Annotated in this window: 10 protein-coding genes; 2 read left to right on the top strand and 8 right to left on the bottom strand. The window is 41.3% G+C overall.

Going from position 1 to position 13942, the window contains the following annotated elements; translation table 11 throughout:
* Nucleotides 1-34: 34 nt before the first annotated feature.
* From G7B20_RS09800 to G7B20_RS09835, 8 genes are all read right to left on the bottom strand, one after another.
* The gene (locus G7B20_RS09800) at nt 35-718 is read right to left on the bottom strand and encodes a DUF4998 domain-containing protein (protein WP_164110754.1); all 684 of its coding nucleotides are present in this window, start codon (nt 716-718) and stop codon (nt 35-37) included.
* A 30-nt stretch (nt 719-748) separates the two neighbouring features.
* The gene (locus G7B20_RS09805; protein ID WP_164110756.1) at nt 749-2098 is read right to left on the bottom strand and encodes a DUF5126 domain-containing protein; all 1350 of its coding nucleotides are present in this window, start codon (nt 2096-2098) and stop codon (nt 749-751) included.
* A gap of 31 nt (nt 2099-2129) precedes the next feature.
* Nucleotides 2130-4145, bottom strand: coding sequence for a RagB/SusD family nutrient uptake outer membrane protein (locus G7B20_RS09810; protein ID WP_164110758.1), 2016 nt, complete (start codon nt 4143-4145; stop codon nt 2130-2132).
* A gap of 34 nt (nt 4146-4179) precedes the next feature.
* Nucleotides 4180-7656: a SusC/RagA family TonB-linked outer membrane protein gene (locus tag G7B20_RS09815; protein ID WP_205600202.1), complete on the bottom strand. Its 3477-nt coding sequence runs from the start codon at nt 7654-7656 to the stop codon at nt 4180-4182.
* A gap of 241 nt (nt 7657-7897) precedes the next feature.
* Nucleotides 7898-9073: a FecR family protein gene (locus G7B20_RS09820; protein WP_164110760.1), complete on the bottom strand. Its 1176-nt coding sequence runs from the start codon at nt 9071-9073 to the stop codon at nt 7898-7900.
* Between the two features lie 129 nt (nt 9074-9202).
* Complete coding sequence (locus tag G7B20_RS09825) at nt 9203-9769, bottom strand: hypothetical protein (RefSeq protein WP_164110763.1); 567 nt, start codon at nt 9767-9769, stop codon at nt 9203-9205.
* Nucleotides 9770-10124: 355 nt separating this feature from the next.
* Nucleotides 10125-10853 (bottom strand): nitroreductase family protein, encoded by a 729-nt coding sequence (locus G7B20_RS09830; RefSeq protein WP_164110764.1) that lies wholly within the window; start codon nt 10851-10853, stop codon nt 10125-10127.
* A 42-nt stretch (nt 10854-10895) separates the two neighbouring features.
* A complete protein-coding gene (locus tag G7B20_RS09835) occupies nt 10896-12029 on the bottom strand; it encodes a lipase family protein (protein WP_164110767.1) in 1134 nt (377 codons plus the stop codon).
* A 73-nt stretch (nt 12030-12102) separates the two neighbouring features.
* Between G7B20_RS09835 and G7B20_RS09840 the strand changes: the two genes are divergently transcribed.
* Nucleotides 12103-13215, top strand: coding sequence for an MBL fold metallo-hydrolase (locus G7B20_RS09840; protein ID WP_240452756.1), 1113 nt, complete (start codon nt 12103-12105; stop codon nt 13213-13215).
* Nucleotides 13216-13308: 93 nt separating this feature from the next.
* Nucleotides 13309-13899 (top strand): YceI family protein, encoded by a 591-nt coding sequence (locus G7B20_RS09845; RefSeq protein WP_164110769.1) that lies wholly within the window; start codon nt 13309-13311, stop codon nt 13897-13899.
* Nucleotides 13900-13942: the final 43 nt, after the last annotated feature.

Below are 13942 nucleotides of genomic sequence, written 5' to 3' on the forward strand. Positions count from 1 at the left end.
GACATCGCTCTATCAAATTTATTTTCATTTTAAACTAAGGGATTACTGTTTCTAAATAATTTGCTGTAACTAATGTATCTAGATCATTAGAGTTAATTAAATAGCGGGATTTACTACGTACTTTCCCTCCTTTTAGTGGATTAACTAATGAAAGACTCTTCTCCACTTTAACTTCGTCTGTAAACTGTCCCCCCGTTTGTTGATAACTCACTAGGTTATCGACTACTCCTATTTTATTATCAAATTCTACGGTCTTATTTCCTGTAGAGAATTTCGCCAATGCTGGTAGCAGGGTTTTAATATAGTTTTCACCATACACAAATCCGCCTTTACTGGTCAATAACGATTTATTTCCAAAAGCATCCACATTCCAAGCTTCGATTAATACATTTCCCTCAATGGAGGGCATATCGATGATAGCAAAGTAACTCTGCAATGTACTATCATAATTATCCGCAGTGTAGTTTACTTTAATAGAGTCTCTATTCCCTGACCCAGTATTCCACCGCAACATACAATAAGCTCTATTGACATCCTCAGCAGGAAATACACTCACCCCCAAACGTTTATATCCAGATTTAATATTCAGATCGGTAATACGGCCTGCATATACAATAGGACCATCTTTAATATATTGATTCAATAAATCATCTGCATTATCACAGCCGACCGAAAATAAGGACAAAGTGGCGACCATTAAATATACTATCTTTTTCATCTTCAAATAACTATTTTAATAAGACACCTATTAATACTTCTTGAGCACTTCACCAAATAATTTAAATTCATTGATGGTATAAAAAGTTTCTGTTGCTGTATACGACTCCATCATCTGAATTCTCATATAGCGGAAAGATTCAGCAGGCTTAGCTTCAGAATTGATATTATCGTCTACTATTGCATACTCCTGCTTATTATAGAAGTAATCCGTCTCTTCTTGCGTAATGGCAGCCATAAACTCAGGCATCTTACCAACATATTCACCAATTAATGTCCATCCCTGTGGAAATTTTGACCAACGCTCTGTATTTGCATCATTTGTCCCCCATATCTTAAACCGTTTTACACTCGACCTAGCATAAAGATAACTACTGGAAGGACGGGGGTATATTTGTACACGGCTAAGTCGTAAGTCCTGATTCAGGTCGAATGTAGCATATAAGTCTTGCACATAAGTCTTTTGGGACTGCCCTACGGGTTGAACAAAATACTTATAAGCTAAATAGTCATTTGCGGCAGTAACCCCGTTAAAAATGGTCTGGGGCTGAAAAGTAGCCGAGTGCGCCACTCCGTCATTCGGGATACCCGTATTAGGGTCAATCCCAGACAGGTTATAATCCTTGCCGGTAGTACCATAAGATGGATTAAAATAACTGACTGCTTTTACCATTTTGTAATCTATGACTTCTTCCTTATAAGGTATAATCATCTGTACCAATGTATCGGTTCTATTCCCCCATTTATCAGATATTACAAAACCAAATTTTTGTTCGAAGCTATCGTATTGCCTCAAATACACCGCCGTATTTGAGGCGCTGGAACTGTATACCGTTTTAGAGGGATCTTCCATCAGTGCGATCACGCCTTTTTGCAGTTCCTGTTCAGTCAATACATGGATAGCAAATGGATTAGAACCTTTATTTTCCCAAAGTAATTTTACACCACCGAAAGCCGGAATCGCAGACAAACTAGCTCTAGCAATTTCTACGGGAGAGATTAAAGGTCTATCTTTCACTGTAACAACATCCGACCTATTTCCACTTTCATCCACACTTACCAGTTCTATTGTCACTTCATCCGTACCTGTAAGCCCTTCTACCAAGATCTCATTGCTATACCGCGACACCTTAAACTCTACAATTTTACCGGCTTTATTTTTATAGGTCGCCACGACCTGAACATTATTGGGGCTTCCCTTGGGTAGCGTAAAGTGAATTTCCAAGCCCCCAGACTTGGGTACAACTTCTTCTACAGTCAATGTACCTGGCTTATCCGAACTTATATCCAGCTTTTCCAGTCCCAGATACGAATCCATACATGATAGTAGTATCAGACTACTTACTAGTACAATGAATAGATATGTTATATGTCTTTGCATGATTATACTTTTTAAATTCTATCGAATGATTTTACCAGCCCGGATTTTGTATCAGATTTCTATTTTGAAGCAATGTATTCGTTGCGATTGGCATTAGATAATCTTTCATCGAAAATCGAGGTTGTAGTAGCACTTTTACGGTATAGAAATCTTTTTTCTTTTCCCCTTCTTTAGTCCAGCCCAATATCGGACGATTATAGATTTCTTCTGCTGTCATCCATCTCCGTACATCATAGTAATATTGCCCTTCAAAAGCAAGCTCATTGACACGTTCTTGCTGAATGATCTTTCTTAAACCGATCTGATCATTTGGCTTGGACTTATACATCGCCGAGGCATATTTAGCCCAACTCTCTACAACACCTTCCATACCCGATCGTGCGCGGATCACATCTAAGTAATAGTATGCATTATTCCCCTTTGAATCTGTCTTACTTGGTCCATTGACTTCATTCAGACACTCTGCCAATAAGAGATACATGTCGGCCAAACGAATAATAGGGAATGAATACGGTTCATAAACCAATTCAACCCGGGTGTCTCTATAAGTTGTCTTTAAATGGGTCAGCTTTTTAGCCAAATATCCCGTGTAGGAATAAAACCCATAAGTTTCCGCGTATTTAAACCCGCTCCCCATGTGGCGCATAAAATTAGGGAAAGAGGGATCCGCTAAACTTTTACCGCGTCCTTCCCAAATGCCACCGTCAAATCCCACTGAGGCATAAAACCGTAGGGAACGGTTGAAATGCAATATTGCAGTCTCTTGCCCTGATTTAATAAAATATTTGGTATGGGTGGCGTCTGGTACCTGGGTCACATACCTATTCTGGTACCAACCCTTTGTATCCCATTCTTCGTCCTCTTCGATAGGCACTCCATGTGAAGAGTAAAATTGTTCGACCATATTCAATGTCGGAGCATGGCGCTGACCGATATCAGGAGCGCCAGAACCAGCTATATTCTCCCACTCTGAGTTACTCAACATGCTGGCAAACTTTTGCAATAACCTCGTATTTTCATTTGTCCCCCAGATAATCTCTGCGTTCCAGGGTAAAGTAACTGCCTGCCGTAGGCTGAGCATCGCTTTAGTCTGAGAACTAATGTTGTTAGAATTAACGTCTGGAATAGCTCCAGCTCCGGCATCCGTAGTCACTAAAATAATATTTCCATCATCTTCTGCCGACCGTACCGCCTCATCCGTAGCCTGTAGTGCTCGTTCCCATCTTTGCCTACTATCTCCAATAGGGAATAATTCTACTCCTCGATTATCTTTAAATCCAGCATAATAATTATTGTTATTGAATAAGGGACTTGCAAGAAGCACTAGCGTCTTCGCTTTAATTGATCTTGCTATGGTTTTTGTGAATCGACCAAATTCGGTGGATGGATCTTGCTCACTCGGCGTGGGTAGACTCTCCATAGCTTCGTCCAAAAGCCCCACGATATAGTCTGCTACCTTATCTACAGGCTCACGATATAAAGCCAATTCTTCTCCTTTGGAAGAAATTGGAAAAGCTTTATCCACAATCGGAATAGGCCCGTACAGTTGAAATAGATAAAAGTTAAGGTATGCTTTTATCGTCTTTACTTCGGCAATCCACTTGGCGCGCTCCATTTCGTCCATATCACGTGGACCACCATCCTCTAGATTGATATGCTCTAAAAACACATTACAGTGCCGTATTCCCTGCCAGATATTTTCACTAGCCCCTTTATTGCCATCCCAAAAATTCATATAAGGACTTACTGCATTATTTCCATTGAACAGCATCAAGATGGTATTGGGCATATGAGCCGTATTACCTCCCGGCATATTTTTTTCGTCATACACCACATCCCCACCCCCAGTAAGCCCCAAAGTATTATCAGGGTTAGCAAAATTCGGAAGACTGGCGTAACAGGTAAATAGGTACTTCTCTGCATTGTAGCGATCCTTGAAAGCATCTTCCAGGACAGGCTTGTCATCGGGCAGGATATCTAAGTACTTATCGCAGGAAACGAGTAACATCAAAAGGACAGCTACCGTTCCATACATTATTTTTTTCATCAGCATAAACTGTTTCATTTTATCTCAATTTCTGTTAAAAATTAACTTGAACACCTAGATTGAACACCTTTTGCAATGGATAAGCGAGCCCGTTACCACGCATTTCAGGGTCCCACAATTTGAAATCCGATATGGTAAATAAATTGGTCCCACTCGCATATACGCGTGGGCTTACCCCCCTAAAGTCTTTAAACTTATATCCCATTTCTACTGATTTTAGGCGTATAAAACTTGCTGAACGCATCCAGTAGTTGCTACGTACAAAATTATTACTGTTACCTATCCCCGTGTTACCAACATCGGGAGACAATCGTGGCCAGTTTGCGTATTCATCTCGATCCGTTTCAGTCCATAAACTCTCCTTTATAAAGTTCAACATCGCTCTATTCCCTCTTCTTCCTCCCGATGTGACGTTAACAAAAGGAGCCATAGCATTGGCATCCATAAAAAAAGAATAGCGTGATGAACCTTGAAAAAAGGCAGAAATATCAAAATTCTTAAATCCAAATGAACCACCTATACCGTACTGTATCTCTGGAGTTCCTGGATAACCAATAGGGACAATATCATATTCGTTGATCATCCCATCGCCATTGATATCTCTATATTTGATATCTCCTGCTTGATACTTCGTACCTGAGCCAGCAACCATCTGCACGGGTGAATTCAACACCTCGTTTTCGTCAATAAATAAGCGCTCTGCTACATAACCTTGCGATTGACCGACTTTACGGCCTATGACAGATCTCCATGGTGCGAAACCCGAATAATTCAATTCATCGTATTCGGTAATTTTAGATGAGCCGTAGGTAAAGTTCCCTCGCAAGATATACCACATACCGTTGAAAAATGACTTATTATAATTCAAAGTCAGATCAAGCCCTTTTCCTACCGCAGCACCATAATTAGTTTTAATCTCTGAAGCCAGACCTACAATAGAAGGTATATCTTTACGCACCTGTACGATATTAGTTCGGTTTTCATGGTACACTTCAGCGATCAGCGAGAGTTCGTCATTCAGAAAGCCCAGCTCTACTGCTAAATTTGTTTTATAAGAAACTTCCCAGGTGATCAAAGGATTGGCATAGCGAAGTATATCTATAGTCGGTCGGGTGAAGGTAGAATTGGGATTATTCCCGAAATAGCCAGCATTAGGCCCATTAAGGTTAATATTGGAGGTAAAAAAGAAGCGATCTGTATCCTCAACAATCACATCATTCCCCACCAAACCATAGGTACCACGCAATTTTAGTTTAGAAAACACGGGCTTCAGTCCCTCAAAGAAAGGCTCGTCTGACACCTGCCAACCTAGACCGATAGATGGAAAAAATCCCCAACGGTATTTAGGATCGAAACGCTCGGATCCATTTAATCCAAAATTAAGTTCTGCAAAATATTTGTTGGAATAGCCATAGGTAAAACGTCCCGCTAGAGCCACATTTCGGGATGGAAGTGACGAATCTAAATTTTTTGGGCTTCCATCCATCCTGTCCTTTATCGACCCTACCAATAAACCACCTAGATCATGCTTGCTGAATCTACGATTATAAAGTAGCGCTCCTTCAGCATATCCTGTTGCTTCTACAAACTTATTACCTGCGGTATAGTCAATATTATCGGAACCACCTTCAATATTGAGGTTAGCCAATTGATATGGATAAGGATTTGTAGGGTCATAAGTTCCTCTGATGTATTGGTAATAGAATGGCTTATAGCTCCGTTGAATATTGAATCCAGAGTAGCGTGTCAGACTACCAATAAAACGGGCTTTTAGACCAGTGGTAACCGAGGCAAGATCCTGATGCAATTCCAATTGCGTCAATAACGTATTATTACGCACATCCTCGTAGCCACGCATCACATCCGCATAAGGATTGATATAATCAGGCCCACCATTACCATAATCATCCCCCGAATAATTCCCAAATAAAATCCTATTAAGATATTGGGTATTGTAATCTGGTTCATAATAAGCAGGAAACAGCACCGGATTGGCCATCAATGATTTACCATAGGTATTTGCGCCCCCACTTCCAGATTCACCGATAGGCCCCGTATAATCATCAAAATTCGCACTCACGCGTACCTTAGCCTCTAATGATTTGTTGAGATTTAAATTTACATTAGAACGAACGGAGTATTTTTTAAGGTTGATATTAGAGTTGAAAGGGTTTTTATTATCCACTTTTAATATTCCATTATCTTGCGAGAAGGAGCCTGCTAGGTAATAGGTTGCCGCATTTCCGCCACCAGTAAGGTTGATGTTAGTGCGGTGGTTCAAGGAATGATTTTTAGTCAGCATGTCCTTCCAATCTACAGCGGGATATACATTTGGATTTCTATTTGGGTCTTTGGTAAAATCTATTTTGCTCTGCGAATAAGTTAGTTCGCCGTGACGGGTCATACTAGCTATATTAGCATACTCCATATAAGTGACAGGATCAGCCACATCTACCTTAGTAGTGGGTGTAGACATGGATGTTTCATGTCTAAACGAGACTTTAACACTTCCTTTCTCCCCTTCTTTAGTGGTCACCAACACTACTCCATTAGCTCCACGCGCCCCGTAAAGAGCTGTAGCTGAGGCATCCTTCAAAATTGAAAAACTTGCAATATCATCGGGATTTAAGCGGGACAGATCTTTTGCCGTCATCTCCACATTATCAATAAGAATAAGTGGTGATGTCAATCCGCTTCCAAAAGAAGTCACACTGCGCACAAAAAATTGCGCATCCTCCTCACCTGGAGCGCCTGTAGACTGATAAGCCACTAAACCTGCCATGCGACCAGCCAGAGCGGTTGTCAGGTTGCTGGATGGAGATCTTAGATCTTTGACATTGACGGTGGTTATGGAAGATACCACGCTCTCTTTGGCCTGTCTACCAAAGGCCACGACAACGGTCTCCTCCAATTCTTTATTATCCTTAGCCAATCGGATGTTGATCAACTTGGAAGCACCAACCTTCACCCGCTGTTGGATATAGCCGACCATCGAAAATATCAATGAATCCCCTTCATTAACCATCAATTCGTATACCCCATCGACAGCCGTATTGGTGCCTATTGTTTTGCCTTTTATCAATACGCTCGCTCCCGATATTGGGGAGTCATCTATAGCATCAGTCACTTTACCTGTAATACGCTGCTCTTGTATAACGGGCAATTCTCTAACTATACCTTGTGTCGGGTTGGGGACGGTTTTACTTAAGGAGGCTTTAGGTGCCTGTGGTTTTATCACGATGGTATTCCCCTCCAAGACCCACGCTGCAGGCTTGTCCTGCAACAGTCTCTGCATCGCCCTTTCGATTTGAAGACCTTCGATATCGGGATTAACCTTTATCTGCGCGAGGTCTCTACTTTTTATAAAAAACTCATATCCAGTCTGCTGTTGGATACTTTTCATGGCCTGCACCAATGACATCCCCTTCGCCTTCAGGGTGATATTCTGTGCAAACCCATCGGCCCATACTGCTGTAATATTTAGCAAAATAAGTACAACTATCAATTTCATAATTAAGAGCACACTGTTAACAGAAGGCCTATGTAGCCCTTCAGGTTTTGTTTTAAAAATCATACATTTGTACTGTTTAGATCATATTGTAATTTATTAAAATGAGAAATCTTCTCTTTGCCTAGAGATAATAATTACGATAGACAGCTATAACATTACGGGCAGTGTTAGCGCACTGTCCGCTTTTTTGGTCCACCTTTCTTTTTCCTTTCGTTTTATTCCATAGTAGTGTTATTGGTTTTTAGTTGAAGATTAATAATTTATTTCTTTCTCCGGTACGTTCGAGTCTAAATTTAATACCGCTACTTTCTAGAATATTAAGAACCTCTCTTAGACTTTTACCACGGTTGATACTTGCGTATAGATGTATAGGTTTTACTGCGTTATCGACACTGAAATCAAAATCATACCAGCGGCTCAGTATTTTAAGCGCCTCGTGTAGTTCTATTTCCTCAAAAACAAACTGATTGTCCTTCCAAGCGATGTAAGGGCCTACATCAACTTTTCTTTTGCTCAAGCCCTTCTTACTGCTCACGCCCTGCTCTCCCGGGATCAATGACAAAATTTTATCGGCTACGTGTAGGGACACCGCACCTTCTACCAAGGTAGTACGGGTATCTCCTTGATCATCGGCATACGCCTTCAGGTTAAATTGTGTGCCGAGCACTTCTACTTGCTGTTGAGCGGTTTTGACCATAAAGGGAGTTTTCTTTCCCTTTTCAGTAACCGTAGAGACATCAAAATATGCCTCTCCCTCCAGCTCTACGAGCCTGCTATCTCCCTTAAAGCGGGATGGGTATATTAACTTTGAATCGGCATTCAACCACACCTTCGTACCATCAGACAGTGTTATCTGATACTGCCCTCCTTTTGGAGTAGCGATTGTCGCGTACACGACCTCCGCGTTATCCATTGCTTGAATCAACGTACCGTCCTCATACTGCAATTGATCTCCCATTACTACGCCATGCTGGTCTTGACTCAACTCGATAATACGTCCATCAGAGAGTGTGATAGAAGCCCTATTACTACCTGGTGCCAAATCCTCAATTATAGCTATCTGCGAATTATTAAACATTCCCTTATAGTACAGTAAAGCACTTAACGACACGACAAAAATTGCGGCTACATAAGGAAGAAGTCTACGAAACAAAATTACTTTAGGTCTGCTATGAATTTTGGAGAGGGTATTTTCCAGCAATCGGTGCTGTCTATCTTCCTTTTCTTTGTCCATGGCAAGTCCTAGATACGTCGCTGTATCTTCCAATAGCGTATGATCATCCTCTAAAATCACCAACAAACGGCTAATAGACGGGTTATTTTGGACCAATTCATTAAGCTTGATCAACTCATCGCCCGTAATGGTACCTTCTATTTTCTTCTTGATTAACTTGGCAATTTTTGAAGTATTGTACATATTCTTTCCCCTTAATACTACCAATACGAAGCAAAATGAAAAACCTTAGTAAAAAAGTGAAATAAAATCAAAACAGCAGTACAAAACATCCAATCGCTCCGAAAAAAAACTTATTTATCAATATAACTATCAATACTTTACATCTATCAGTATCGATCTTTTGAATATACGGATGGCCTTTGCTGGATTGGTATTCGGAAGGCCTGCAATATACAGGTTAGTACTATCTTGATAAGCTACCTTAGCCTCAAAATAAAGGCGAACGGGTGTAAGATCAATAAATTTGGTAATCCCTGGTTCTTTGAACAACTGCTTCTTAAATGGGAATGAACCGTAGTAGATTCCTGACTTTTTCGGATACTGATATACTTTCTCCCACGACACCTGATAACTGCAGGGAAGCATTATCGGATAACCGGGATTGTTCTTATACCAATATTTGATCAGTTGAATTTTCTCTTCGGGGTAATCTCTACTTTTTTCGGACAAGGCATAGTATACCGATAAGCCTGCACCCGGTAATAAACTGGATAGCCCGGTACCAGCCTCACGTCTTTCGGAATGATCTTTATAGATCTTGCGGACAAGCGGATAATAGTAATATTCTTTGCCATCATTGGTCATGATATTAAAACCATCACCTTCTATGTCCTGGGTAAATTTTAAGGTGGAGATACCGGAAGAAAACTCAGGCACATCAGCAAAAAGGCCGCGGTCATATCGACTACTTCATTCTTGGCAGGATCTATTTTATATACTTTATTACTCTTATCCGCACAGATATAATATCTCCATATTGATGATTTATATTGACATTGATATCGTCATTATCCAAAAAATATTCGGCCCCACAATGATTACAGAGGTAATGTTATTCTTTTATAGTTTGTTTCTTTACACTCCCCCAATGTGGACATTTTAACGCCTTAATTTGTTTTGCCTTGCTCGCTACAACAGATTATAAGATTAAAAGTATAAAAAAATCAATTCTATGGTTCGCGAGTTCCAAGTCAGACTATTTCTTTACTTCTTTTATCCCCTACGTTGAGTTTCATACTTTATGGTATACCTCATTAAACGGAACGCGAAAGCGTTCACCCCAGATTCCCTCATTTCCTTTACGGATACCGCAAGAGATAATCATATTTACTTCTGCACCATGGGGCAATTTCAGTATCTTCTTTACCCGCCGATGGTCAAAACCTTCTAAGGGACAGGTATCGTAACCTTCATTGGCCATGGCTATCATAAACGTCTGCGCAGCCAATGCACAGGTCTTGTGTACCACTGTGCGCACATCACACTCGGAGGTCTGTCGCACCATAGGCCGAAAAAGTCCGACAGTACTGACCAGTATCTTTCGAAACAGCCCGATAATTCCAAAAAAACGCGTGTAAAGGATTGGCATCAACCAGCCATAATACAGCTCCCGGTCACGGATACGGCTTTCCTGCCTATCCAAAGGACTATTCCGCTCAATATTCCCCTTTTCAAATGCTAATACAGCTTTTGCCCGCCGACGGTGCAAATCCTGCCGTGTCACAAATACCACTAGTTCGGAAGCTGTACCTACAGCAGACTGTCCTAGACTAGCATGGGTAAGCTGCTGCAACAGCTCGGGACTGCACACGTGATAAAACTCCCAAAGCTGCATATTAGAACTGTTGGGAGCCAATGTAGCCATCTGGACACAGTGCTTGACACGCTCGCTATCCATCGCTTTCTCGGGATCGTAGACCCTAACAGAACGGCGATAATTCAATACTTCTTCTAGATTCATCCTTATATTTAGTTAATACAAACCCACAATCGGTTCTCGGAGTTATTTAACGTTTACTCCTGGCACAGATTTCAACAGGTTATAATACGCTACAGTAGAATGATGCAGCATAATCTGTGTTTTGTCCTTACTATAATCAAACCTCTCAAAATAGCCACTATCCGGATATAGGACAACCTGTCTACCAGTACGGACGTATTCATTGCTATGGGCAAATTCGGGAATAACAAAATCGGGATAATATTTTTTAATCTGCTTGCCTGTAAACTGTCCTAAATATTTCTGATAGCGATCTACTGCTTTCTGAGATGGCCGGGTAATTTTTTTATACAGCGAATTGAAAAACAACCGTTTGAAGAAGCTTTGCTTTTTTAGTGTTGCCTGCAGGGCTGGAACGGGATTGACATCGGGCAGATCGGCTATCGTCTGCACCGTGAAAGGAGACTGGGGTACCCAATCTTCGGTATTGACCACATGTTGCGACCAGCCATCGCCAAAGGCATGTTCGTAATCATAAGCAAAATAAAGGTTCCCAGGTTTGGGACTAGCGCTGGTATAGACCTTGATGCGCATATCCGCGGGCAACCTACCCGTCTTTTGCAACTGTAGCAGGTATGCACTCATAATGTAGGTGATGCCACCGCCTTGGCTATGACCAGAAAGAACATAATCCCGGATACCAGCTTGATAACAGGAGTCAATCTTAGGCAATATATCGCGCAACAGGAAAGCCGAGCTGAAAACATAACCTGCATGTACAGCGGCCTCCGGATGCTCAGCCAACGTATAGCTAAATTCAAAATCCTTCTCGATCTTCAATACACCTTTAGCAGGAATCTGGGCCGCAAATAAATTGGCCAACCAGCTCTCCCCTTCACGGGTAGAGCCTCTGGTACAGATCACAGCCACTTTTTTATCCATCAACCATAGCTGCCAATGGTTGACCAGTCCGATCTCTTCACTTTTATAAACGAGGTGCGAACGCGTTGGGACAGGGACAAATTTTGCTATCTGGGGACTTTCAGAAAACCGCGCATTGATAGACAATATCTCCGCAAATTCGGCTTTATCAAATCCCGGCCGCAACACCTGTGCTACCCCGCTCCTATATAGTAATAAGGCGAAAAAGCAAACCAAAATGGTTTTTATAAAAGCTAATGATGTGATCTTGATCATGTGACGTCTGATAATAAGGGGCAATTTATGACTTTTAGATTAGAATATTTCGCATAACTTAGAGATACACTATATGATAAAGTTTTTAAAACGAAGTATGCAGGTTATATTAGCCCTCCTGATAGTGCTCGTCTTGGTGACGCTGCTCTACATGCAACACGACAGATTTGGTGCAAAAGCCAGCGGCGCGCGCCTAGCTCTTATGCAAAGCAAGCCCAACTACAAAGAAGGAGCTTTTGACAACCTGGAACATACGCCAGCATTAGCCGAAGGCACCAGTTACTCGAAGATGCTTTCTGAGTTTTTCTTCGCAAAAAAGGTAAGAAATATACCTAAGGCATTAATACCGGTCGAAAAACACGATCTCTATAAACTTCCGATCGACAGCAATCTCTATGTGTGGTTTGGACACTCCTCGTACTACATACAATTGGATGGCAAAAGGATATTGGTAGACCCGGTATTTAGCAAGTATGCCACACCGGTAAGGGTTTCTGTACGTGCTTTTGACAGCGAATACGATTATCAGGTGGAGGATATGCCGGATATCGACCTCTTATTCATCACGCATGACCACTGGGACCACCTAGACTATAACACCTTCATGAAGCTCAAAGGGAAAGTCAAACATATCGTAACTGGACTTGGTGTCGGGGCTCATCTAGAACAATGGGGCTACCCTGCCGGCCAGATCACCGAACTATACTGGGGAGATAGCACACAGGTCGATGGTTTTCAGGTTAATTCAACAACGGCACGACACTTTTCGGGACGTACTTTCAAACGAAATACAACGCTATGGTCTTCATTCGTCCTTACTGGCTCAAAAAAAATATTTATCGGTGGCGATAGCGGATATGGCAAACACTTCAAAGAAATAGGCTCAATTCATGGCCCTTTTGATTTTGCGATACTCGAAAATGGTCAGTACAACGCAATGTGGAAATATATCCATATGATGCCTGAAGAAGTGGTCGATGCGACAAAAGATCTACAATCAAAATATTTGATTCCGGTGCATTCGGCAAAGTTTCCCCTCGCCAACCATGCCTGGGATGAACCACTGATACGCGTCAGCAAGGCCGCCAAAGAGCAAAACATCGATATCATCACGCCAAAAATAGGCCAGGTTGTATATTTAGATCAGTTTGCCCCATCCTCCGCTTGGTGGCAGGCACTAGACTAGCAAACATATTTTTTATTTTATTAATCTACATTAAGTTCTATCAAAAAAACTTCTACGAACTTTGTAGTACATAAACAGAAAAAGAAATAAGACATGAAAACTCTATTAAACGTATTTATTGCATTTGTCCTTTTTACGAACATGGGCTTTGCTCAGGTAGGCTGGACGATAGATCCTGCACACACAAACGCTAGATTTGAGGTCAAGCACTTAGGTATCGCGATTGTAGATGGCGCATTCACCAAACTGGAAGGCTCTGTAGAGACTGCTAACGCAACAGATTTTAACAAAGCAAAGGTAAATTTTACTATCGATGTCAACAGCATTGACACCCGTGTGGAAATGCGTGATAATCATCTAAAAAGTGATGATTTTTTCAATGCAGAAAAATACCCTAGCATGAAACTGACCAACGCTACCTTAAAAAAAGCCAAAAACAACAGTTTTATACTGACTGGAGACCTAACCATCCGTGATGTCACCAAATCGGTTGTTTTTAAGGTAACACAAAATGGGGGCATCATTACAGATCCTTGGGGAAAAACCCGTGCAGGATTTACGGCAACAACAGCTATCAACCGATTTGACTACAATATAAAATACAACGATAAACTACCTACTGGTGTAGACGCCGTGGCTCCAACCGTAGAAATTATCGTTCATGTAGAAGTTGTGAAAAATTAGTCAAACCTTACTCAAAGCACAACAGGTGCTACATTATAATTGC

This window comes from Sphingobacterium sp. xlx-96 (assembly GCF_011007365.1).
Classification (GTDB): Bacteria; Bacteroidota; Bacteroidia; order Sphingobacteriales; family Sphingobacteriaceae; genus Sphingobacterium; species Sphingobacterium luzhongxinii.